Here is a 23,670-nt window from a genome sequence, read left to right as displayed (position 1 = left end):
CGTTCACCTGCTTTCCAAGGATTGGATCGCATCGGCCATCGTTCGCGCGAGCAGGAATCTCCGATACGGCGCGGAGCTTTCGATATCGTCGAGAACGGGGCCCGGCAGCCTGCCGATCGCTTCCTCAATCCTCTTATGGGGCGGGATCGAGGAGTCATTCAAGACTTGTTCCATCGGGTCCGATCGGAAGGGGAAGGCGCAGACGCCGCTGAAGGCCATGCGGAGCTTGCCGTCTTTCTTAAGCGCGGCGACGGTTACGATCGGGTAACCGACATGGCCGATCTTGCGGCGCTTCTCATGGTAGTACGGCAACGGCAAAAAGCGGATATCGGTCAAAGTCTTGACGAGAAATTCGCCTTTCCGAAGCTTTAAGCGACCTTCGAATACTTCATGGATGGAAACCGCGCGCATCCCGTTCTCCCCTGCGAGGACGACCGCGCTGTCGGTCAGCAGCAGCGGCAGCACGGCTTCCCGATAGATGATCCGGCCGCAGATGTTGCCTCCGAATGTGATTTTGTTGCGAGAGGTTTGATCGGCAACCCCCCTCGCGGCCAAGCTAAGAAGCGGGAACGGGTTGGCCGCGCACAAGTCCGATAACGAGACGCAAGAGCCGATCTCGAGCAGTTGGCCGCTCATCTGCAGGGAACGGCAGTCCGGAATCGCCTTAAGGTCGATAACGGCGCCCGTACGAACGCGATTGAGGCGAGCGAACGTCAAGATCTCCGTTCCTCCGGAGTAATAGACCGGGTCCTTCCCTTGCTCCTGAAGCTTCCGGAACCAATCGTATGCTTCCGAGACATCGGCAGGGACGTAGTACTCCAAGTCAAAAGGGATCATGGACCGTCCTCCAGATTCGCTCCGGCGTCAGAGGAAGCCGATTCAGTTCGACTCCCGCGGCTCTGCTCAATCCATTCGCCAATGCGGCAGGCATCCCGATGATGCCATGCTCGCCGATTCCCCTTAATCCGTAAGGCGCTTCAAGATGAGGCGTTTCGACGAACTCCACGTCGTATTGCGGCTGCTCTCCATATCGAATGAGCTTGTAGCTGCGGAATTGAGGGCTAAGCAAGACCCCGTTGGAATCGAAATAGAACGTTTCGCGGCTGCCGAGCCCAAGACCCATGCTCATCCCGCCGGTCACCTGCGCCCGAGCCAGCGCCGGGTTGATTACCTTGCCGGCATCGATGACCGTCGCCGCCCTTAACAGCCGATAAGTACAGTCGATCGGATGATACTCCACTTCGACCGCTTGAACGCCGACCGTCCATTCCGGTCCGGGTACCCCTCTTCCCGTCTCCGGATCCAAAGGCGTTAGATTCTGCATCGTGTAGCTTCCGCGGCCGATGATCGCACCGCCTCCGACCGTTCGTCCGTTCGGGAGAGCAACTCCTTCGGCAAGCCGGGCGATTGGAATCGAGATGTCGGGGCGCGCCTTCAGGAAGACTCTCCCATAGCCGACATCCAGATCTTCCGGCAAGCCTTGCAGAACGAGCGACCCCAGCCTCTTGAGTTGTTCTATCGCGTCGTCCGCTGCTCTTAGAACGGCGTTGCCGACCAGAAAGGTACTGCGGCTGGCGACGGTCTTCCAGAAGTAAGGATCCTTCTCGGTATCGATATCCGTCGAGATATGAATCAAGCCGACATCCATGCGGAGCCGTTCGGCCGCGATCTGGGTCAGCGAGGTGCGCGTGCCTTGACCGATCTCGACCGCGCCGCATTGAAGATTCACGGTCCCGTCCGGGTAGAAGACAAGGGACGCTCCTCCGCCGGCATTCAGGGGAGTGCTCGAGTTTTTCCAGAAGCACGAGTATCCGATTGCCTTGACGACCGGACCGTCCTTATGGGGAGACGAGGAACCCTGCCAGTTCTTTAATGACATTAACTTAGCGATACACTTGGGCAGATCGCCTACCGTGCTCCTAGTGAGAAGCGTTTGCGTAGGGGTCGTATCCCCGGGTCCGATGGCGTTGCGGAATCGAAACTCCAACGGATCCAAGCCCGCTTCCTTCGCCAGCGAATCCATCGCTCGTTCCATCGCGAAAGTCAGCTCCGAATGGGCGAAGCCGCGAAAAGAGGTGCAGTAGGGATGATTCGTATAGACGCATAAGGAATCGCAGCGCATGTTATCGATCCGATAAGGCCCCGTGCAATCCACGGCTCCCGCCCGGCTCATAATGGGGCCCCTATCCGCATAAGCGCCGCAGTTGTATCGATGCTCGATGTCGGCGGCCATCAGTCTTCCATCCGCCGTGCAGCCCAGCTTGACCGTGGAATCCAACCCGATATGGACCGGAGAAGACATCATGTCCTTCTCGCGGGAGTTGGTAATCCTCACCCTTCTGCCGCCTACGGAACGAGATGCCATATAGGCAAGAAACTCCAGCTGAATGGCGGCCTTCCCGCCGTAACCGCCCCCTACGAGAGGCGTATGAACGAAGACATGATGAAGCGGAAGGCGAAAGGCTTGGCTGACGGCGCCTCTGACGGCATATGGAGATTGGCTCGCGGTTCGAAGGAATACCTTGCCGTCGGGCTTGATCTCGGCAGTGCTGCTTCTCACCTCCATCGATGCGTGATCGGATTGAGGCATATGAATATGGACCTCAACGATATGCCGGCATTGGCTCCACCCTTCCTCCATGTTCCCTTTGCGGATTTTGGTTCGGTTCGCGATATTTTTGCCCGGCTCCGGATAGACCTCCTCGTCTTTCTCGTACTCGCTCATCCTCTCATGGAGAACCGGCGCGCCTGGCCGAAGGGCCTCTTCGGTCGTGAAAACCGCCGGCAGAGGCTCGTACTCCGCTTGGATCCGGTAGGCCGCCATCTCCGCGATCGATTCCAATTCCGCGACGACCAGCGCGATAGGTTCGCCCACATACCTCACCTTATCCAAGGCAAGTGGCGGCCGATCGCTTAACGGCGACCCGGTCAACACCGGATAATCCTGCCCGGTAACGACCGCCAATACGCCCGGGATCCGCATGGCCTCCGAGACATCGATCGATAGGATGCGAGCGTGAGCATGCGTGCTGACGGCCAGCTTCGCGTGCAGCAGACCCGGGGCCGGGTTGTCGTTCGCGTATTTAGCCGCTCCCGTCACCTTCTCCGCCGTTTCTTTTCTTCGAATGCTTTGGCCTACTGAACTCCCGATGTCGACCGCCTCCTTTGTTCTATATGTATACGGCTCGGGCTGTCCGTATATCGGCGAGATTCTTGTCAACCGTCCTTTCATGATGATTTTCTAATCGTTTTCTCATATCGATGGCGAAGCAGCCGGTATTGCGGGATTTCGGCGTTCCTTGGTAAGTGATGGCTCGAAACGGTGTGTTATGCTGGTTTCGTACCGCCCGATCGAACAAACATCCCAAGGGAGGACATCCTAACATGAATAATAAACTCAACCTATTGGATAACCTAAAGCAGAATAGATTCGGCAAGACGGCGATGGGAGTCGGATTAAGCTTGGCCATTCTGCTGTCCGGAAGCGCCCTGCTGACTCCGCAATCGGCCGCTGCCGCAACGAACGCAGCCGCATCGAACGCCGCTAATGACGAATCGGCTAACGCCACTTCGGATACCGCGAATCCCTCCGATGCCGCGGCGAGCGCCTCTATCGCGGATAACGTCATCGCGACAGGCAAGCAATTCCTCGGCGTGGATTATCAATTCGGAGCCAAGGGCGGACAAACGAACTCGTTCGATTGCTCCTCGTACACTCAATACGTCTTCAAGCAGAACGGCATCGATCTCCCCCGTTCTTCGAGACAGCAAGCTCAAGTGGGCACGAAAGTAGCCAAGTCGGACCTGCAGCCGGGAGACCTGGTCTTCTCCGATACGAACAAGGACGGCGTCATCAATCACGTCAGCATCTATATCGGGAACGGACAGCTCTTGCAGACCTACCGCGTCGGAATCGGCGTTACCGTCTCGAACTTCGAAGGCAGCGTCTGGGACAAAACCTTCGTGACGGCTCGCCGAGTTCTCGAGGATAACCAAACTCAGCAAGTTTCGGAATAAAGCTAATGCAATCAAAGGAGCCGCCCCCAAGTCGATTCAGACTTGAGGACGGCTCCTTCATCATATATGCATCGCTGTATTATTTATTTAAATATTATTTATTGAATTCTGCCGCCCAGCCGGTGTTTTCCGTCCACCAGCTAGTCATCGCAGGCGTATTTACCAGAGTGCCGAATCCTTCCTTGTCCATGATCTTATCCTTGTTGGCATCCAAGTCTTCGATCGTCAGCTCTTTATTCCAATAACCCTTGGTAGATCCGAAGAAGTTTAGCGCCGCGCGGCCGGAAACGGCCTCGATGACTTCGCCGTTCAGGGTGTTATCTTTATGAGCCAGCCAAGCCACAATCGGAGAGACCAGAGATGCCGGCATCATCGTTTCGATTCTCTTGCGCGCTTCCTCATCCTCCATCGCGCCGGCCATAGCCGTGAATGCCCCAGGAGCAAGCATATTCACCGTGATGCCGTACGCTGGCGCTTCTTCGGAGATTGATTTGCCCATGCCGAGCACCGCGCCCTTGGAAGCCGCATATTGGCTGATATTCGGTTGACCGACAAAAGCGGTAGATGAGGTAACGAGAACGATACGTCCATAATTTTGTTTAATAAAATGAGGCCATGCCGCTTTCGTAACATGGAACGCGCCATAAGCGTTAACCTTCATGACCTTATCGAATTGAGCCTCCGTCAACTTGGCGAATGGCACGTTGCTGATAATGCCGGCGTTACTTATGAGGATATCGATCCGGCCGAATTTCTCGATTGCGGTATTCACGATCGCAGCGCCGCCGGCTTCCGTAGAGACATCGTCGTGATTAACGACAGCCTTGCCGCCAGCGTCGACAATCATTTTGACCGTTTCTTCCGCTCCTTGGGACAGATCGTTTACGACAACGGAAGCGCCGCGGGATCCCAGCAGCTTCGCATGCTCTCTTCCCATGCCGCCGCCGGCGCCGGTTACCACCGCAACTTGTCCATCGAATCTCTTTTCCTGAATCGTACTCATCGTTCAACATCCTCCCTGATATTATCGAAATTTGTGTTAAGAACTCTTGCCCAACTATAATAAATTTGGACTGAGTGTGAATCAATAATCAGGGAAACCGAATGTGTTGATGAATGAACAGCTCGGAATGAACTGTTTAATTTGGTTTTATCCTTGAACAAAAGGAGCGTTAATGTTGATTGGTTCTCGACGACAGGCCCGCAAGCAGCAAACGGGAAAGATCCTAAAAAATGCGCTCGTCGACCTCATTCTGGAGAATAACAATGTCCAGGAAATTACAGTTAGTGAAATCGCAGACCGAGCTGATTTAAACCGGGGAACTTTCTATATCCATTACAAGGACAAGCATGAGATCATCGAAGATTTGTTCACGGACGCGCTTGAAGGCATCCGCCAGGCGCTTCGGGATCCATATAAGAATGTAGATCGAGTGATTCTTGATGGCATCGTTCCATCGACGAAACTGCTCTTCGAGCATATCGAGAATCACCGGAATCTATTCAAGGCTCTCGACCTTATTCAGAAAATACCAGACCTCTATGACCGTTTGGAATATGAAATACGAAAAATCTTGTTTGAGGACATTCAACTCCAGTTGGAACAAGATCCATCGGAGGTGGAATACGAGATCTACGCTAGCTATGTGGTTCACGCTACCCTTGGCGTAATCAAGTATTGGATCCAATCGAACTTTAAGTATTCAACAAATTTCATGTGCGAACAGCTTACTCTCATTTACTCCCATAGAATATCAGCTTTGATTATTAAGCGCGGCGAGTAATTGGCTGATTCATTGCTGCAATGCCGTTCCGCCTCCGCTGTCAAGAAGGTGGAACGGCATGTCGGTCGGATTCTTCACGTAACGCGATTCCTTATTCTTGGAGCTCCAGCCACCGGTCCAACCGTTCATCCAGCTTGGCTTGAAGTTCTTCTTTTCCCTTCCAGCTCGATTCCAACTCGGCTGTATCGCCTGATTCGCTAATCTTGGCTAGAGCTTCGTCTGCTTGCCGGAGCTTTTCCTCGAGCGACCTGATTTCCGCTTCAAGCTTCGTAATGTTTAGTTCATCGATAGACCGGGTAATCTCGTTCGGTCTTTGGGTCCTTGGCTGCGGCTCCTTCCTGCCAGCGGTCTCTATTGTGTTCGCCTGCTGGGCCGGCTTGGGCCGCTTTTCTTTGTAGTAGTCGTAATTGCCAATGTAGGAAGTCAAGCTTCCTTCCTGCAGCTCCCAAACCCGCTTCGCAAGACGATTGATGAAGTAACGGTCGTGGGAGATCGCGAGGATGGTCCCCGGATACTCCTCGAGAGCTTCCTCCAACGCTTCGCGCGAAGCCATATCCAGATGGTTCGTGGGTTCGTCTAGAAGCAGAAGATTCGGTTTGCAGCGGACAAGCAAGGCAAGTCTCAGTCGCGACCACTCCCCTCCGGATAGCGACCGAAGCGGCTTAAACACGTCGGCCCCATAGAACAAATATTGAGCAAGGACATGCCGGGCTTCCCCTTCTTCGATACGTCCCTCGGTACGGAAGTACTCGAGAACCGTAAGCGCGGGATCCGGGATCGGCTCCTGCTGAGCCAGATAGCCAAGCTCCAGGCGGGAGCCTAGCTTGATCCTCCCTTCATCCGGCTCGAGCTCTCCCAGCACCAGCTTGAGGAAAGTCGTCTTGCCGGAGCCGTTGTCGCCAAGCAGCGCGACCTTCTCCCCATAGAACAAGCTGCCGTCAACGCCGCTTAAGAGAACGCGGTCGGCGAACCGTTTGGTCAAGCCTTCGAACTCGATGACTTGCTTGCCGGAACGATCCAGGGGAGAGATTCCGAAGTCGGCCGTTCTCCGCTCCATGACAGGCCGCTTGACCTTCTCCATCCGCTCGATCGCCTTGCGGATCGAAGCCGCCTTCTTGAAGAACTTCTCGTTGTCTCCGTTCCTACCCCATTCCTCCAGCCTTCGGATCGTTTCCCACATCTGCTTGATTTTCTTCTGCTGTTCCTGATACAGCGCGAATTGCTGAAGAAGCCTCTCTTCCTTCTCCTTCAAGTAACCGCTGTAATTCGTTTGGTACAGCTGGGCTTCCCCATCCTCCAACTCGATCGTCCGGGTGCTCACGGCATCCAGGAAATACCGGTCGTGGGAGACAATCAGGCAGGAGCCGTCGTAACGCTGCAGAAAATTCTCGAGCCATTCGATCCCCTTCAGGTCCAGATGGTTCGTCGGTTCGTCAAGAAGCAGCAGATCGGGGCGGGTTACCAGCTGGGAAGCGAGGATCACCCGCGACTTCTCGCCGCCGGACAAGCTACCGAAACGTCGCCCGTCCTTCTCGCGGTCGATGCGAAGGCCGTTCGCCGCTTGATCGATCGCCGTCTCCATCTCGTATCCGCCGCCGCTTTCGAATCGCCCTTGAACATCCGTATACTTCTGGAGAATTCGGTTTAACAGCTGCGGATTGTCGGCGGCTTCCGGACTGGCCATCCGAATCTCCAGCTCCGTCATCTCCTGCTTGAGCTGGATCAGCTCTTTGAACCCGTGGGCGAGTACTTCATAGACGGTCATCTGCTCGAACTCCGCCGGGATCTGCGGCAAGTAACCGATGCGCAGATCCTTCTTTATCGACAAGGCGCCTCCGTCAATGGGTTCGTGTCCGGACAAGAGGCGAAGCAGGGTCGACTTCCCGCTGCCGTTCCGCCCGATCAGAGCGGCTTTCTCCCCTTCATGAAGCTGGAAAGTTACCTCGTCCAAGATCAAGTTCGCCGCGTGGTATTTTCTAATCTGTTGTGCATTTATCATCATCATGGCAAGAGCCTCCTGTTTAAGGAAGACCCTGCCCCGCGCGCAAAAAAAAGAGCTGCGGCAACAAGCCGCAGCCCTTCCAGGATGTCGTTGATCCGTGGCGGTCAAGGCAGGCGTCTTCTCGCGAATGGTTTTATCGTATTAGCAAAAATGGACAGACGGATCCCGTTCGCGAGAGATTTCGGAGCGATGCCAGTCATTTCCAAATGAAGCTGGCTAAGACGATCGTTGACCATGGCGAGATTCACCTACCTCACCTCCCTTTACATCAATTAGATGAATTGTATCATATGCGCGACACGATTGGAAGCGTACCGGGTTCTTCGGGTCTAACGCCCTTTACAAGCCAAAAGTTACCCCGGCGTAACCAACTCACGGCCAAGTGCGTACTTCCGCTTCCCGCGGAAGCCGGGTATGATCATCCTTGCCATCTTAACTAACAGATATAAGGAGCGATCATCATGGAACTGCAACTTGCATTGGATCTTGTCAACATCCCGGAAGCAATCGAGCTCGTCAAGGAAGTCGAGCCTTATGTCGATATCGTAGAGATTGGAACTCCGATCATCATTAACGAAGGGCTTCATGCGGTTAAGGCACTCAAAGAAGCGTTCCCTTCCCTAAGCATTCTCGCCGACTTGAAGATCATGGACGCCGGCGGCTATGAGATCATGAAAGCCGCGGAGGCGGGCGCCGACATCATTACGGTCCTGGGAGCTACCGACGATTCCACGATCAAAGGCGCCGTAGCCGAAGCCAAGAAGCAGAACAAGAAGATCATGGTCGACATGATCAACGTCAAGGACATCGCAACTCGCGCGCAAGAGATCGACGCTCTGGGCGTCGACTATATTTGCGTGCATACGGGATATGACCTGCAAGCGGCAGGCAAGAACTCCTTCGAAGAGCTGCAGACGATCAAATCCGTCGTTCGCCAAGCCAAGACGGCGGTTGCCGGCGGCATCAAGCTCCATACGCTTCAGGAAGCGATCGCCGCTAAGCCGGACCTGGTTATCGTAGGCGGCGGCATCACCGGTGCCGAAGACAAGGCCGACGTCGCTTCGCAAATGCAGCGCATGATCAAGGGCTAATTCATGTCGACGAACCCCGAACCGAAGACATCGATCATCGTCCGCGAATTGGACAAGCTAATGGCAGCCAACGAAGGCCATGCGAATTCGGTGGATTCGTTCGCTCAGAGGATTCTGGGAGCAAAGAGCGTTTTTGTCGCAGGCGCGGGAAGATCCGGCCTGATGGGCAAGGCATTCGCGATGCGTCTTATGCATCTTGGAATGACGGCCTATGTCGTCGGCGAGACGATTACGCCCGGAATCGCCGAATCGGACACCCTTGTCCTCGGTTCCGGTTCGGGCGGAACCGGGAGCTTGGTCGGGATGGCCGAGAAAGCAAAACGAATCGGCTCGGCTGTCCTTCTCGTAACCGTAAATCCGGAATCGGCGCTTGCCCGATTGGCAGATGACCTTGCGGTTTTGCCCGCTGCGGTCAAAGAATCGAGTTCCGAGTCCGCGGCAACGATTCAACCGATGGGCTCTCTGTTCGAACAAGGCCTGCTGCTCTTCTACGACGCCGTCGTGCTCAAGCTCATGGAGCTCAAGCAGCTGCGCGGCGATACCATGTTCGGCAAACACGCCAACCTCGAATAATCTTTGCGCCATCGATTCATGATCGGACTTCCGGCTGCGGCTCGCTATTTTGCTTCGGATTAGTTTCTAATGTATACTAACTATCATTAGGAAACTGCTTCTGAGGAGGAATGGCGAATGGCGTTGGAAGTCAAGAACCGCATCAACTTGAAGGAGATCAACTGCGAGAAGGAGCTGACCCTGGCCGTTATCGGCGGCAAGTGGAAGCTCATTATCCTGTGGCACCTCGGTCTCGAGGGAACCAAACGATTCAGCGAGCTTCGCAAGCTGATTCCGAACATAACGCAGAAGATGCTCGCCAATCAGCTTCGCGAATTGGAAGAAGACAAGCTGGTCAGCCGCAAGCTCTATCCCGAAGTCCCTCCTCGCGTGGAATATTCCATGACCGAATACGGCGAGAGCCTGATGCCCGTGCTGCGCAGCATGTACGATTGGGGCAAAAATTACGGCGAGAAGGTTGTCTGGAAAGACGACGTAGACGATCAGCCGAAATCGCGTGAACAATAAGAAGGAGCCTCGCGTCGCCGCGGGCTCCTTCTCCTTATTCTCGACCAAGATTCGATGTTTAGATTCCGGCGAATTCCTTGCGTCATCGATCGGCTATATGACTTCCACTACAAAACTCCCATGCAACCGATCTCCTACATACGCGTCGAGCTTCCAGAGACCTTTGGACCCGATCGACAGCCCGGAGGGACTGGACGCCGTCGCGCCGAAATTCTCTCCTCCCAGCTTGCCTTCGAAGATCGTCTCGCTGTCTCCACGCTCGCTATTGGCGACGATCTTGAAGGTTTGGCCGACAAGCTCCTCTTCTTCTCCCCAGAACAGCCACATGTATTTCTGCGTCTCGCCGGCGCGAAAAGCGTTATTCATGACGGCAACCTTGCCCGGATCTCCGATCCAGCTGGACGAGAAGGTTTCGCCTTCCCCGCTGATCGACTCCAATTCGAAAGCGGGCGCGGCTTTCCAGTTCGATTTGGTGGATGCTTCCTCGCTTTGGCAAGCGGCGGCGAAGACCGCGAACAGAAGAGAAAGGGCGAACGCCGGAATCCGAATGATTCGAGACATGGGAACTCCTCCTTAAATTCGATTGCGATCGAATTCGTGCTTAAACTTGTTTACGCAGAGCTGGTACAGCGAGGGCATCTGTTTCTTCTCCGACTTGACCCAGCCGACCTGCATCGGCTGCTGCGCATAGGGGGCAATATCGACCAGCACGAATGGCTCCCCTAACAGGCGGCTGCTGCCGTAGAAGGAGAAGTCATGGCCGATCGTGACCGCGAGGTTCTCGTTAAGAGCCGTCTGAATCGCTTCCCCGTTGTTGGTGGAGAATAGAATGGACAATTCGCCATAGGTCGATTTGTAGTCGATCAAGAAGTCCTCTAGGAAGTTATCCCGATATAGCGCGAACTCGTACTTCAGCAGCTCTTTGGGATGGACGGCCGCGTGCTGGGCGATCGGAGAGTTCTTATTCGCGCAGATCACGAGCTTCCCCTGTACGATCGGTTCGAACGCTAGCCCCGACAGCTTCTCGATATCCTTGGTGTACATCGCGATCAAACCGAGACCGATTCGATTCGAACGGATCGCCTCCAATATCGACCGCGAATCGCTCTCTTCTACATTCACCTTAAGCAAGGGGTAATCCTGCTTGATGGATGAGACCGCTTTGACTAACAGCGACATGACGCCCGGGAAGGAGGCCACATCGAGCTCTCCTTGAATCAGGTTGCGGTCATTAAGCGCGCTGTCTTTCAATTCGTCGATGGCGTGGAGCGCATCCAACGCTTTGTCCAGCACCCTCCTCCCTTCTTCCGTCGCATGCGCTCCGGCGTGCGTGCGTTGGAAAATCTTGACTCCGAGCTCTTCCTCCAAGCGGGAGACGGACTGGGACAAGGCGGATTGCGTCACGTGCAGAGATGCGGATGCCGCCGACAGGGAGCCCGTCTTGGCGATCTCCACGATATATTCGAGCTGTTCGATATTCATGAGTTTCTCCTCCATTGGATATTACGGCAGCTTATACCCACATTATAAACCTTAAATACTGCTAATCCCACTGGAGCGGTATAATCGAATGGAAAACGATCTATCGCACTCATTCATCCAGTTAGGAGATGACTCGAATGAAAGCAGCCGTTTACCATGCGGTCAAAGACGTACGTCTAGAGGAAGTTCCGATTCCGGAGATCAAGCCGGGCAAAATCAAAGTCAAAGTGAAATACGCGGGGATCTGCGGAAGCGATCTTCACGCTTATCATCACGGGATCGGCGTCCAGACGGGAACGCCGCATCCGATCTCCGGCATGCAAGCCCCTCTCACGCTGGGCCATGAATTCGCCGGCGTGATCGAAGAAGTTGGCGAAGGCGTCGCCGGTTACCAAGCGGGAGACCGCGTCGCGATCGAACCGATTATTTATTGCGGCGAATGCGAGAGCTGCCGTTCGGGACGTTATAATCAATGCGCGAGAATGGGATTCGTCGGTCTGAACGACAACGGCGGATTCGCGGAATATGTCCTTGTCGAGCCTTACATGGTTCACAAGCTTCCGGATAACGTAAGCTTCGAAGAAGGCGCCCTTGTCGAGCCGACGGCGGTAGCCATGCACGCCGTTCGCCAGAGCAAGCTCAAGGTCGGCGACTCCGCCGCCGTTTACGGCGTCGGCCCGATCGGTCTGCTGACGATCCTCGGCGCGAAATCCGCGGGCGCTTCCAAGATTTACGCCGTCGACGTCTCGGACGAGCGTCTTGCCCTGGCCGAGAAGCTGGGAGCCATCCCGATCAACAGCCTGAAGCAGAACGCGACGGAGATCATTCTCGCCGGCGGGGGCGTTCACGTGGCGTATGAGGCGGCAGGCGTGCAGCCTACCTTCTCTTCCGCCTTGTCGTCCGTTAAGAGAGGCGGCGAGGTGATGGTCATCGCAGCCTTCGCTCAGCCGGCCCAGATCAACATGCTCGAGCTGATGGGCAAGGAAGCCAACGTGACTTCCATCCTGGCTTACCGCCATATTTTCCCCGAGATTATCGCGCTTATCGCGGACGGCAAGCTGGAAGTCGCCAAAGTGATCACGAAGAAGATTCAACTCGATCAGATTATTGAGGACGGCTTGGAGCTGCTCGTCAAAGACAAAAGCCAAGCGAAGATTCTGGTGCAGATCAACTAATACTTGAGCTATCGTTTCCCTTTAGCATGATTAAAAGGCAGCCGAACGTATGTATCGGCTGCCTCTGTATTGATCGGTAAGATGTTCTAGCTCTAGCTGCGATTCGAAATCACTAAATTCGGTAAACCATCACCCTGCCATTCTTTTATGATCTCTATGAATTGTTTGACTTCCTCGGATGGGTGCAATGGATATAACAGACCGTATGGAACGAAGAAATCCAATTCGCTAGGGATCGTCACCAAGGATGGATGAACATCCGCCCACGCCTCCAAGGTTAGCATAACCGTATTACTTTCCTCGCAGCGATTAAACACATCAAGATCAAAGAGCCGCGGAACATCTTTTATTCGTATTTGAGGATGACTCTTTATCAGGAAATCACGTATGTCTTGAATGACCGCGCTTTTCCCTCCGTTCACCAATGCTACTCTTTCCCCATACAAATCTTCGATAAATAGTGTTTTTTTAGAAGCCAGCCTATGATGCCGAGATACGGCAAAGCATAAACGGTAACTCCCCAATTCAAGCATACGGTAGTAATCCTTGAAGCGATCGGTAAGAAATGGCCCTGCAAGGATATCGAACGATTGTCCGATTGTACGGAACGTTGTTGGGAGAGTATGCGCGTCATCTTCGAAATGAACGATGTTTATTCCGAAATGCGGGTATCGATCGCTAATTTCATTCCACAATTCAAGCAAAGTCTTACAAGGGTTAAGGATGGAAGTGCCTACACGAACAAGATGCCGGTCGGCCTGTGCGGCCTGACGCATGCGAATCAGAGCTTCTTGAAAATACTGCAGCATAAATTCCGCATCTTTGATAAAGGCTGCTCCTGCCTCTGTGAGCCTGACGCCGTGGTTGGTACGGATTAATAGAGGGACTCCGGCTTGCTTCTCCAACATATTCATTTGCTTCATCACGGCTGTTGATGAAATAAATAGCTTTTCGGCTGCCTTAGAGAAGCTTCCGGACTCCGCAACTTGAACAAACGTCTTCAGTTGTTCATTCATTCGAATAGGCACATCCTTCTGCATAAACCAATAGTTAACACCATGCTAACCTATTTGAAATTCCGTATCAAGCGGATAGGTCGTAACATTACAGAAGAACGAAAAAAATAAAAGAAGCAAAAAAACGCACTCAGGAATGGCATAGGAGGAGAATGAAACGATGGAAAACAAAAACAAAGTCTGGTTCATTACTGGAGCCTCTCGCGGATTCGGGCGCATTTGGGCCGAGGCCGCTCTCTCTCGTGGTGACAAGGTCGCCGCGACCGCCCGCACACCGGAAAGCATCTCCGAGCTTAAGGAACGATTTGGAGACGCCGTTCTTCCCTTAGCGCTCGACGTAACGGATCCCCGTCAGGTCGAGAAGGTCGTTCGACAGGCTCATGCTCATTTCGGCAGGCTGGATGTCGTCCTGAACAATGCCGGTTACACGCTCGTCGGTACGACGGAGGAGGCTGACGAATCCGACGTCCGCGACCTGTTTGACGCCAACTACTTCGGTACGCTTCGGGTCATACAAGCTGCCCTGCCTCTACTACGAATGCAGGGCAACGGGCACATTCTCGGCGTCTCAAGCGCCATGGGCATTGTGGCGGCGCCGCTCATCGGCTTCTATTGCGCTTCCAAATGGGCGGTCGAAGCCCTGCACGATAGCCTCGCGCAAGAGGTTAACGGCTTCGGCATCAAGGTCACGCTGATTGAGCCCGGCGCCTTTGCAACCGATTTTGGAAGTCCCTTGTCCATGAAGACATCACCGGGAATGGAAGTCTACGCCGATCTTCGAAATCAGGTGTTCGGTCGATTATCGACCGCAGAACGCGGCGATCCGCAGGCGACGGCAAATGCGATTCTTCATATTGTAGATGCCGAGGAACCGCCTCTGCGGTTTGCGGTCGGCGCGGGGGTCTTGCCTTTGGCGCGGGAAGCCTATGCCAATCGTTTAACTGCTTGGGAGGCATGGGAGTCCGTAACGAATGCAGCGCAAGGCAAGCCGATAAACAAACGTTAGAACGGAGTCTAGAAATAGTGAAGTTGAAAGAGCAACGAGCTCGCATTCCGCGGGCTTTTCTTTTTTCTTTGCGGTCCTCTCCCCCTGCTAACGCACTTAAAAAATAGTTTAAACCGATAGTCATTTAATACCATCGAAGGTATACTAGATAGATATATTCAAAGCGGAAAAAGCGCAGAGGGAGTCGTGTCGGAGCATGGGAAAAGCCGCAAAACTGGCGATGGCGGTGCCTGGCGCATTGGCCTTCATCTTCGTCATCGCCCTACTCCCGATCCTGATTCAGCTTGGAGAGAACGGAGACTCTCTTCATCTGAACGTTTCGGGCGGTCTATCGAGCATCAAGGAATATTTCGCCGGGATCGGGACGGGCGATACGTTCCGCTTCTTATCCGGCAGGACCGAACATTCTTTCTGGAACCAAATCTGGAGTTATTTCGACGTGTCCCTCTTCTACGTAGCGATAGGCGCGCTGCTCGGAACCGCGATCGGCATTCTTGCCGGCGTCTATCTCGGCATGTCGCGCGCCGAGTGGCTGAAGCGAATCGTCGAGCTGGTCGGCGCTCTGCCGGACTTCGTCGTGATTCTGCTCCTTCAATTCATCATCGTATATATCGCTACCCAGACGGGGGTCGTTCTTTTCCGGGTCGCGAGTCTCTCGACCGACCAATCGGCGATCATGCTTCCTCTGATCTCCATGGTCATCCTCCCCGCCAATTATATGATCCGCACCGTCTCGCAGCAGATGAAGATGACTCTGACGGAAGATTATATCAGCTTCGCGAAGGCTCGCGGCCTGGGCAAGACGTACATCGTCTTTTTCCACGCGCTGCCTAACGTTCTTCCCTTCATCAAGGCGGATCTTCACAAGCTGCTCGGCATCCTGATGGGCAACCTGTTCATCGTCGAGTACTTGTTCAACCTGCATGGCGTCACCAAGCTGATCTATTCCGATACCTTCGCCCATGGCGGCTATCAATTCAATCTGGTCGTCAACAGCTTGCTGGCGCTTATCGCGGTATACGCGATCGTGTATGGCGTTCTAAGACTGTTCCTGCGCGGATGGGAGAAGGTGTTCATTCGATGAATAAAACATTGATTACGGGACTCGTCCTAACGGGTTTTATGGTTCTCGCGGCATTGTTCGGCGGCTACTTCGCCCCTCATAGCTTGCAGGACCAGCTGAAGACGGAATATATCGTGGATGAGAACGGCAAAGGAACGATCGTCTCGCCGCCCGCGGCTCCAGGCGCGGAATATCCGTTCGGGACCGATAAGAACGGCTACGATCTCATGACGAAGCTGCTTTACGGAGCGAAATATACGATCTTCGTCTCCTTGGCGATCGCGGTCGCGCGAGTATTCGTCGGCGGCCTGCTCGGCATGCTGACCGGCTATTATGGGAAGAACCCCAACAAACCCATTCGCAAAGGAGCTTCTCTCGGCATCCTGAACGGCATCCCGATCTTCCTGATCGCTTGGTTCGCGATGGCGGGAATCACGATGAATCCGGGACTCTCTCCTCTATTGATGTCGATCCTGTTGGGAGTCGTCCTGACCTTGGTCGGAATTCCTTCCGTCATCGCGGTGACCAAGGACAAGACAAGGGTCATTCGGGATCGCCAATTCGTCCTGGCCTCTCATTCTCTCGGGGCGGGCAATTGGAAAATCATCCGATCGCACCTGTTCCCCCATCTGAAGGAGAGCTTCCTCATCCTTATCGTCCAGGAGGTCATCCTTGTCTTGTCGCTGTTCGGGCAGCTGGCCATCTTCAATATCTTCGTAGGCGGCACGACCATGTACTTCGATCCCGCCGAGTTCCACAGCCGAACGAACGAATGGAGCGGCTTGATCGGGCAAGCAAGGACGAGCTTCTATGCGAACCAATGGATGCTGTTTATCCCCCTCGCTTCTTATATCGTGCTGATCGTCGGCTTCCACCTGGTAGCGGGCGGCCTCGAAGCGGTCTTCAAGAAAAAGTACGCCAAGTCCGCTCATCTCTGAGCCAGACCTGGCGTTTTTCTTTATCGATTGTTCTTGCGCCGGCGAATCGTATTCTGTATACTCATATGGAATTCATAATCGAATACGGAATGAACTGTTTTGCGGAGGAGCCTGTCACCAAGGGCTCCTCTTTGTTTTTTTTAGGCATTAGGACATTCTAGTCATCATGAAGGAGGTCATCGCATGGAATTCATTCTTTATTTGGGCATCATTATCGCAGCTACCAAAATCGCCGGTCATTTGTCGGTCCGAATCGGGCAGCCTGCCGTACTAGGAGAGATCATCGCCGGGATCGTGCTCGGACCGGCCGTACTCGGGGTTCTTCATGCGGACGAATCCTTCCTCCACTATTTCTCGGAGATCGGCGTCCTGCTGCTTATGTTCCTTGCGGGGCTGGAGACGGACCTGGATCAGCTTAAGCGCAATTGGAAGCCTGCCTTCGCCGTCGCGATCGGAGGGATCCTTCTTCCCTTCGTCGGAGGCTATTCGGCTGCCGTCCTATTCGGCTTCGAGCAGAAGTACGCCTTGTTCTTCGGCATCCTCTTCTGCGCGACTTCCGTCAGCATCTCGGTTCAAGTCTTGAAGGAGATGAATAAGCTGGGGTCTCGCGAAGGAACGACGATCTTGGGGGCCGCCGTCGTCGACGATGTCCTTGTCGTCATCCTGCTGGCGGTAATGATGAGCGTTCTGGGGACGGGAAGCGACATTTCCTTGGGCCTTCTCATCGGCAAAAAGGCGATCTTCTTCGTCGCCGTGCTGCTGGCCGGTTGGCTGCTTGTACCTCCCCTGATGAAGAGGCTCGGCAGCCTTCGCGTGACCGAGGCCGCCATCGGCTTCGCCCTCGTCATCTGCTTCGGGTTCGCTTATTTCGCGGAATCGATGGGCATGGCCGGCATCATTGGCGCCTTCGCCGCCGGAATCGCGATCTCGCAGACTCCTCTCGTTCACGATGTGGAGCACAAGCTCGAACCGATCGCCTACGGCATTTTTGTTCCCGTCTTTTTTGCAAGCATCGGGCTTAACGTCACCTTCGAAGGACTAGGCTCTCAGATCGGCTTCGTTGTCGCGATTACGATTATCGCCATCCTAACCAAGCTGATCGGGGGCGGATTAGGCGCCAAGCTGACCGGCTTCGACACCCGCTCCGCTCTTGCCGTCGGATCCGGCATGATCTCCCGGGGAGAGGTGGCGCTGATCATCGCCGCCGCCGGACTGGAGGCGAGCCTGCTCGAAGAGAAGTATTTTACGGCCGTGATCATCATGGTTATCGTTACGACGCTGATCACGCCCCCGGTTCTCAAGTGGACGTTCTCCCGCCAAGCGGAGAATCATCGAATCGAAAGCCGTTGATCCTAAGGGGCTAACATAAAGAAGGCTTATCTTCGCATATTCATCACCGATAGCGAAGGAGGCGGTCATACGTGAAACGACCGATTCGGCGTCTTGCTTGGCCTTTGTCGATCGCTGCCATTCTCGGAATCGTATTCTGGCTGATCGGACAGCAGCGCACGAGCGCGCTTCCGCTGGAGAGCGCGCTGGACACCGGCAGCTTGCGATTGGAGATCGTCACTCTGACGGCTCATTCCTCCCCTATGGAGGAGAGCCATTTTCTCGTTCGGATCACCGATTCGAACGGCCTGCCGGTCGAAGCCGACAAGCTTCAGATCAAGACCTGGATGCCCAAGATGTTCTGCGGAATCTTCACGGCCGGCATCGCGCCCGGCGGCGAGAACGGACAATACGATGCCGTCGTGCTTCCCGTCATGAGAGGACGCTGGGTAGCGGAAGCGAACATTCAGGTAGGCAAAGAGACTTATAAGCTCCAGCACGAATATGTCGTTCGTTAAACCGGAATTCCGATTACCACAGCCAAGGATGAATGGAAGGAATCCAGCCGTTGGCGCTTAAACCCTTCATGACGGCCAGCACGCCCATGATCGTCGCCAGAATCTGTCCGGCTTGACGGAGACCGCGCCTCGTTCGACGGCCGATCGCTTTGGCGAACAGAGCGAAGGCGAACAGGACGGGAAACGTGGAAAGCCCGAAAGCCAGCATAATCAGGAACCCCTCGCCCCAATGCCCTGTCGCCGCGGCATTCATCTGCATCGCGTAGGTAAGTCCGCAAGGAAGCAGCCCCAACAGCAGGCCGGTGAGGAAAATCGCTAGAAATTCAGCGGCTCCGGTAGAGGAAGCCGCGAGCCGTCTCAATCGCTCGTGACCGGGAAGCCGGATCGCTTGCAGCGGAAGCGCGTATTTTCTCCAGACCCACAGCAGGATGAAGATTCCGCCGGCGATGCTGGCGGCTCCCTGCAGCCCCACGAAGCTGCCGGCGAGATTGAGGAACGAGCCCGCCGCTCCCATGACGGCGCCGGTCAAAGCGTACGTCAGAATGCGGCCGCTGTGGTACAGGAGCAGGGAAACGACCGCGCTCCTCTTGGCTTCCATGGCGATGGAGGCTCCGATCCCGCCGCACATGATGATGCAATGAGGCGCCCCCGTTAACCCGGCCAGCACGGCGATTGCCAGCTCGTTGGTTATCATAGGCGCCTCTCGCTTTCGCCGGAACCCATCCGAATGCGGCGAAGCCGCAGCGAATTGCCGACGACGAGCAGCGAGCTGGACGCCATGCTGAGGCAGGCCAGACGCGGGTCGAGAATTCCCGAGACGGCTAACGGGATCATCACCGCGTTGTAGACGATGGCAAGCAGCAGGTTCTGCTTCACATTGCGCATCGTCAGCCGGGCGAGACGATAACCGTCGCTCACTCGGGACAAACGACCGCCGGCGATCACGACGTCGCCCGCCTGAAACGCGGCCTCGTTGCCGCCTGCCATCGAGATTCCGACATCCGCAGCGGCAAGCGCCGCGGTATCGTTGACCCCGTCGCCGACCATGACGACCCGTCGTCCTTTGCGCTGCAAGGATTGCAGCAGCTCCAGCTTCTGCTCCGGAAGCAGCTCCGCCTTCACGTTCGGGATGCCCAAGCGGGACGCGATCGCGCGCGCGGCGTTCTCCCGATCGCCGGACGCGACCCAAATCTCTCCGTATGGCTCCAAGTCCCGAACCGTCGCGAGCGCGTCGTCTCGGATCGGATCCCGGAACCGCAGCAGCCCCGCCCACTTGCCGTCTACGGCCAACCACTGTTCCGAAGCGGGCTCCTCTCCCTTCTCTTCCTGAACGGATGACGGGAGCTCGACTCCTCTCTCCTTCAACCAGCTCGCTCGTCCCAGCAGCAATCGGCGCCCTTCCACAATACCCTCGATTCCTCTGCCGGGCAGTTCCTTCGATTCTCTTGGCGAGGCCAGAAGCAAGCGGCGTGCCATCGCTTCCTTGACGATGGCGCGGGCAAAAGGATGATCGGAAGCTTGTTCCAGAGAGGCCGCCAGCCGGAGAAGCTTGGACTGCGGGATGTCCACCGAGGTCAGGTCGGACAATTCCGGCTGCCCTCGGGTCAGCGTCCCCGTCTTGTCGAACATAAAGACGTTGGCGCGGCTTAACGTCTCGAGCGTGCTCGCTTCTTTGACGACGATTCCGTTTCGAAGAGCAAGGCTGGAGCCGATCAGCATGGAGATCGGGGTTGCCAAGCCCAGCGCGCATGGACAAGCGACCAGCAGAACGGCCATCGCGCGATCCATGGCTTGAATCGCCGTCGCATGGAGCGTCCATCCGATGAATGTCAATACGGCTAACGCAAGGATCGTCGGCACGAAGTACGCGGCGACGCGGTCCACCCTTCTCTCGATAGCAGGCTTCGCATGCTGCGCTTTCTCGACGACCGCGATCATTCGGGACAGACGGGTCTCTTCTCCGTTCGAATCCGAACGCAGCACCACGCTGCCGCTTGCCACGCGCGTTCCCGCATAAAGTTTCTCTCCGGCCTTCCTCGCGACGAACAAGCCTTCTCCGGTCAAGAGAGACTCGTCGACCTCCGCGGAGCCGCTAACGATGACGCCGTCCGTCGGAATCCATTCCGGCGCATCGACGGCGAACCGTTCGCCCGGCGCCAGCTCCCCGACGGGAATCGTGACGATGGCATTGCGCCGGATGGCCCGGACCGTCTCCGAACGCAGCTGCCGCAGGGAAGATAAACTGCGGGCGGCATTCCCCTTGGCGATGGACTCCATCCACTTCCCGAGCGTAACGGCAACGAGAATCATGGCGATCGAATCGAAGTAAAGGGCGGGATGTCCGTGAGCCGAATGCGCACCCAGCCGCTGCAGCGCTTGATATTGGCTGTAGAAGAAGGCAACGGCGGTGCTCATGGCGATCAGGACGTCCATGTTCGGCATGCCTTGCTTTAACGCATGATAAGCTCCCAGATAGAACGGATAACCGGAATAAAGCAGCAGAACGGCCGCCGCGATCATCTGGTAGACCGGATTCGAGAATATTGGCGGCGTCACGCGGCTGATAGCGTCGGAGAAATGCCCGAGCATCGCGATCAACAAAGGTACGGAGAGAATCGCGGAAGCGATGAATCGCCGCCGGTATTGGCGCGTCTCCAATTGGAGAGGATCGCCGTCGCGCGGACGCAGGGGTTCGGCTCCATAGCCGAGTTTATGGATGCGATCGACGATCTGGCTCTCGTTCAGGTCGGGATTCTCCCATTGGACGACGGCGCTCGAGGTGGCAAGACTGACCGTTGCCTCTTTTACGCCCTCTACCCGGAGCAGCGCTTTCTCGATTCGGGACGAACACGCCGCGCATGTCATGCCCGTTATTTGAAGCTGAAGGTTCTTCATAATTCCCTCCGCAACTGGCTTGAGGACAATCTCCCTATATACAGGTTATATGTCCGTCCGCCGCGGAACAGAATAGCCTTCCGTGTCGTGCAAAATGCATAAAGCCACCCGATCGGGTGGCTTGTCTGACTAGCTTGCTATGATCAATTCCGAATAAGGTAATCGAACGCGCCGAGTGCCGCGGTAGCGCCGGAACCCATCGAAATAATAATTTGCTTGTACGCGCTGTTGGTGCAATCGCCCGCCGCGAAGACGCCGGGAAGGCTCGTCGCGCCATGACGGTCGACGACGATCTCGCCCATACGGGTGCGCTCCAGCGTATCGGCAAGCCATTCCGTGTTCGGGACGAGACCGATCTGCACGAAGACGCCCTCGAGCTCGACATGCGTCTCTTCCTTAGAGTCGCGGTCAACGAAGGTAATGCCGTTCACCTTGTCGGTACCGGTAATCTCGGTCGTCTGCGCGTTCTTGTAGACCGTAACGTTAGGAAGGCTGTACAGACGATCCTGGAGAACCGAATCCGCCTTGAGCTCCGTGCCGAATTCGATGACGGTCACATGGCTGACGATGCCCGCGAGGTCGATCGCCGCTTCGATGCCGGAGTTGCCTCCGCCAATGACGGCGACGCGCTTGCCCGCGAAGAGCGGACCGTCGCAGTGAGGACAATAAGCGACGCCTTTGTTCTTGAACTCGGCTTCGCCGGGAACCCCGACATTGCGCCAACGGGCGCCGGTCGACAGGATGACGGTTTTGCTCTTCAAGACGCCGCCGTTCTCCAGTTCCACTTCGATCAGGTCCTTCTTCTCCAGGCGAACCGCGCGCTGAAGCTTCATGACGTCGACATTATACTCTTTGACGTGCTCTTCCAAGCTCGCCGCGAGCTTCGCGCCCTCGGTATACTTGACGCTGATGAAGTTCTCGATGCCGACGGTATCCATGATTTGCCCGCCGAAGCGTTCCGCCACCAACCCGGTGCGAATGCCCTTGCGCGCCGCGTAGATCGCGGAGCTGGCGCCGGAAGGTCCGCCGCCGATGACAAGGACGTCATACGGCTCTTTGTTCGAAAATTCTGAAGGATCGGGAGAGTCTGCCAGCTTGGATACGATCTCCTCGATGGACATCCGTCCGCCGCCGAAAAATTCGCCGTTCAGCCAGACGGAAGGAACCGCCATGATGTCCTTGCTCTCGACCTCTTCCTTGAATACGGCTCCGTCGATCATCGTATTGGTGATCCCCGGATTAAGCACGCTCATCGTATTCAGGGCTTGGACGACGTCCGGACAATTGTGGCAGGTCAAGCTGACATAAATCTCGAATGCATAAGTGCCTTTGATGTTCTTGATTTGATCGATGACGCTTTGCTCTACCTTCGGAGCTCTACCGCTGACCTGAAGCAAGGCCAGAACCAGCGAGGTGAACTCGTGCCCAAGAGGAATGCCTGCGAAGACAATGCCGGAATCCGGGTCTCCCGCCCGATTCACGCTGAAGCTCGGAGTTCTGGCAAGCTCAGCGTTCTCTAGCTTAATACGGGAGGACATGCCGGCCAGCTCGTCCAAGAAAGCCAGCATGTCCTTCGATCCTGCATCGGAACCTGCGCTAACCTTGATCAGCAGGTCTCCCTCAAGGAGCTGAAGGTATTGGTCCAATTGTTGCTTGATATCAGAATCCAACACCTTGTTCGCCCTCCTTAGATCTTGCCGACAAGATCGAGGCTTGGCTTCAGCGTAGCGCCGCCTTCTTGCCACTTGGCCGGGCAAACTTCGCCTGGATTGTTGCGAACGTATTGGGCAGCCTTGATCTTGTTGACCAGTGCGCTCGCGTCGCGGCCGATGCCGCCTGCATTGATCTCGATCGTCTGGATCACGCCGTCAGGGTCGATGATGAACGTTCCGCGGTCAGCCAGGCCGTCCGCTTCGATCAGAACGTCGAAGTTGCGGGAGATCGTGTGCGTAGGGTCGCCGATCATGATGTACTTGATCTTGCCGATCGTCTCGGAGCTGTCGTGCCAAGCCTTATGAGTGAAGTGAGTGTCCGTGGATACGGAATAGACTTCTACGCCCAGGGACTTCAGCGTTTCATATTGATCTTGCAGGTCGCCCAGCTCGGTCGGGCAGACAAACGTAAAGTCAGCAGGATAGAAGCAGACAACGCTCCACTTGCCCTTGAAGTTTTCTTCGGTTACTTCGATGAAGTTGCCGTTTTGGTATGCTTGCGCTTTGAACGGTAGTACTTGAGTTCCAATCAGAGACATTGTTGGTTTCCTCCTAAATGATT

General features: G+C 55.5%; 22 protein-coding genes. 11 read left to right on the top strand and 11 right to left on the bottom strand.

The window, feature by feature from the left end; genetic code table 11:
• Nucleotides 1–3: 3 nt before the first annotated feature.
• The gene (locus ELR57_RS10840; protein ID WP_126959090.1) at nt 4–837 is read right to left on the bottom strand and encodes an FAD binding domain-containing protein; all 834 of its coding nucleotides are present in this window, start codon (nt 835–837) and stop codon (nt 4–6) included.
• Complete coding sequence (locus tag ELR57_RS10835; RefSeq protein ID WP_126959089.1) at nt 824–3,232, bottom strand: xanthine dehydrogenase family protein molybdopterin-binding subunit; 2,409 nt, start codon at nt 3,230–3,232, stop codon at nt 824–826. The genes ELR57_RS10840 and ELR57_RS10835 overlap by 14 nt, the downstream gene beginning before the upstream one ends.
• Before the next feature lie 152 nt (nt 3,233–3,384).
• Between ELR57_RS10835 and ELR57_RS10830 the strand changes: the two genes are divergently transcribed.
• Nucleotides 3,385–4,017: a C40 family peptidase gene (locus ELR57_RS10830; protein ID WP_192896561.1), complete on the top strand. Its 633-nt coding sequence runs from the start codon at nt 3,385–3,387 to the stop codon at nt 4,015–4,017.
• A 94-nt stretch (nt 4,018–4,111) separates the two neighbouring features.
• Here ELR57_RS10830 and ELR57_RS10825 read toward each other — a convergent pair whose 3' ends face one another.
• On the bottom strand, nt 4,112–5,020 hold the full coding sequence (locus tag ELR57_RS10825; protein WP_126959088.1) for an SDR family NAD(P)-dependent oxidoreductase: 909 nt from the start codon (nt 5,018–5,020) through the stop codon (nt 4,112–4,114).
• Nucleotides 5,021–5,195: 175 nt separating this feature from the next.
• Between ELR57_RS10825 and ELR57_RS10820 the strand changes: the two genes are divergently transcribed.
• Nucleotides 5,196–5,801, top strand: a complete 606-nt coding sequence (locus ELR57_RS10820) for a TetR/AcrR family transcriptional regulator (RefSeq protein ID WP_158629997.1) — start codon at nt 5,196–5,198, stop codon at nt 5,799–5,801.
• A 91-nt stretch (nt 5,802–5,892) separates the two neighbouring features.
• Here ELR57_RS10820 and abc-f read toward each other — a convergent pair whose 3' ends face one another.
• Nucleotides 5,893–7,806 (bottom strand): ribosomal protection-like ABC-F family protein, encoded by a 1,914-nt coding sequence (abc-f, locus tag ELR57_RS10815; RefSeq protein ID WP_126959086.1) that lies wholly within the window; start codon nt 7,804–7,806, stop codon nt 5,893–5,895.
• Nucleotides 7,807–8,264: 458 nt separating this feature from the next.
• Between abc-f and hxlA the strand changes: the two genes are divergently transcribed.
• The 3 genes from hxlA to ELR57_RS10800 all read left to right on the top strand — a co-directional run bounded on the left by hxlA (nt 8,265) and on the right by ELR57_RS10800 (nt 9,974).
• Nucleotides 8,265–8,894 carry a 3-hexulose-6-phosphate synthase gene (hxlA, locus tag ELR57_RS10810; protein ID WP_126959085.1) on the top strand — a complete coding sequence of 210 codons (630 nt, stop codon included), beginning with the start codon at nt 8,265–8,267 and terminating at the stop codon, nt 8,892–8,894.
• A 3-nt stretch (nt 8,895–8,897) separates the two neighbouring features.
• Nucleotides 8,898–9,467 carry a 6-phospho-3-hexuloisomerase gene (hxlB, locus tag ELR57_RS10805; protein WP_126959084.1) on the top strand — a complete coding sequence of 190 codons (570 nt, stop codon included), beginning with the start codon at nt 8,898–8,900 and terminating at the stop codon, nt 9,465–9,467.
• Between the two features lie 117 nt (nt 9,468–9,584).
• Nucleotides 9,585–9,974, top strand: coding sequence for a winged helix-turn-helix transcriptional regulator (locus ELR57_RS10800; RefSeq protein ID WP_126959083.1), 390 nt, complete (start codon nt 9,585–9,587; stop codon nt 9,972–9,974).
• 93 nt (nt 9,975–10,067) lie between these two features.
• Here ELR57_RS10800 and ELR57_RS10795 read toward each other — a convergent pair whose 3' ends face one another.
• Nucleotides 10,068–10,535, bottom strand: coding sequence for a hypothetical protein (locus ELR57_RS10795; protein ID WP_126959082.1), 468 nt, complete (start codon nt 10,533–10,535; stop codon nt 10,068–10,070).
• 12 nt (nt 10,536–10,547) lie between these two features.
• Complete coding sequence (locus ELR57_RS10790; RefSeq protein ID WP_158629996.1) at nt 10,548–11,456, bottom strand: LysR family transcriptional regulator; 909 nt, start codon at nt 11,454–11,456, stop codon at nt 10,548–10,550.
• A 137-nt stretch (nt 11,457–11,593) separates the two neighbouring features.
• On the opposite strand from ELR57_RS10790, the gene ELR57_RS10785 reads away from it, so the two are divergent.
• On the top strand, nt 11,594–12,631 hold the full coding sequence (locus ELR57_RS10785; protein WP_126959080.1) for a 2,3-butanediol dehydrogenase: 1,038 nt from the start codon (nt 11,594–11,596) through the stop codon (nt 12,629–12,631).
• Between the two features lie 92 nt (nt 12,632–12,723).
• On the opposite strand, the gene ELR57_RS10780 is transcribed toward ELR57_RS10785, so the two are convergent.
• The gene (locus ELR57_RS10780; protein ID WP_126959079.1) at nt 12,724–13,647 is read right to left on the bottom strand and encodes a LysR family transcriptional regulator; all 924 of its coding nucleotides are present in this window, start codon (nt 13,645–13,647) and stop codon (nt 12,724–12,726) included.
• A gap of 160 nt (nt 13,648–13,807) precedes the next feature.
• On the opposite strand from ELR57_RS10780, the gene ELR57_RS10775 reads away from it, so the two are divergent.
• The 5 genes from ELR57_RS10775 (at nt 13,808) to ELR57_RS10755 (ending at nt 18,501) form a co-directional block, all read left to right on the top strand.
• Nucleotides 13,808–14,653 carry an SDR family NAD(P)-dependent oxidoreductase gene (locus ELR57_RS10775; RefSeq protein ID WP_126959078.1) on the top strand — a complete coding sequence of 282 codons (846 nt, stop codon included), beginning with the start codon at nt 13,808–13,810 and terminating at the stop codon, nt 14,651–14,653.
• A 196-nt stretch (nt 14,654–14,849) separates the two neighbouring features.
• Entirely contained in the window at nt 14,850–15,737 is an 888-nt protein-coding gene (locus tag ELR57_RS10770; RefSeq protein WP_126959077.1) for an ABC transporter permease subunit, read from the top strand.
• Nucleotides 15,734–16,654 carry an ABC transporter permease gene (locus ELR57_RS10765; RefSeq protein WP_158629995.1) on the top strand — a complete coding sequence of 307 codons (921 nt, stop codon included), beginning with the start codon at nt 15,734–15,736 and terminating at the stop codon, nt 16,652–16,654. Before ELR57_RS10770 ends, ELR57_RS10765 begins: the two co-directional genes overlap by 4 nt.
• Before the next feature lie 183 nt (nt 16,655–16,837).
• Complete coding sequence (locus ELR57_RS10760) at nt 16,838–18,004, top strand: cation:proton antiporter (protein WP_126959075.1); 1,167 nt, start codon at nt 16,838–16,840, stop codon at nt 18,002–18,004.
• Nucleotides 18,005–18,075: 71 nt separating this feature from the next.
• Nucleotides 18,076–18,501 (top strand): FixH family protein, encoded by a 426-nt coding sequence (locus ELR57_RS10755; protein ID WP_126959074.1) that lies wholly within the window; start codon nt 18,076–18,078, stop codon nt 18,499–18,501.
• A gap of 13 nt (nt 18,502–18,514) precedes the next feature.
• On the opposite strand, the gene ELR57_RS10750 is transcribed toward ELR57_RS10755, so the two are convergent.
• From ELR57_RS10750 to ahpC, 4 genes are all read right to left on the bottom strand, one after another.
• Complete coding sequence (locus tag ELR57_RS10750) at nt 18,515–19,195, bottom strand: sulfite exporter TauE/SafE family protein (protein WP_126959073.1); 681 nt, start codon at nt 19,193–19,195, stop codon at nt 18,515–18,517.
• Entirely contained in the window at nt 19,192–21,396 is a 2,205-nt protein-coding gene (locus tag ELR57_RS10745; protein WP_126959072.1) for a heavy metal translocating P-type ATPase, read from the bottom strand. Before ELR57_RS10745 ends, ELR57_RS10750 begins: the two co-directional genes overlap by 4 nt.
• Before the next feature lie 143 nt (nt 21,397–21,539).
• Entirely contained in the window at nt 21,540–23,069 is a 1,530-nt protein-coding gene (gene ahpF, locus ELR57_RS10740) for an alkyl hydroperoxide reductase subunit F (RefSeq protein ID WP_126959071.1), read from the bottom strand.
• Nucleotides 23,070–23,083: 14 nt separating this feature from the next.
• The gene (gene ahpC, locus ELR57_RS10735; RefSeq protein WP_126959070.1) at nt 23,084–23,647 is read right to left on the bottom strand and encodes an alkyl hydroperoxide reductase subunit C; all 564 of its coding nucleotides are present in this window, start codon (nt 23,645–23,647) and stop codon (nt 23,084–23,086) included.
• Nucleotides 23,648–23,670 lie beyond the last annotated feature (23 nt).

It is taken from the genome of Cohnella sp. AR92 (genome assembly GCF_003990975.1).
Classification (GTDB): domain Bacteria; phylum Bacillota; class Bacilli; order Paenibacillales; family Paenibacillaceae; genus Cohnella.
Note: the sequence above shows the minus strand (reverse complement) of the source record. Positions and strands in the feature narration are given on the sequence as shown.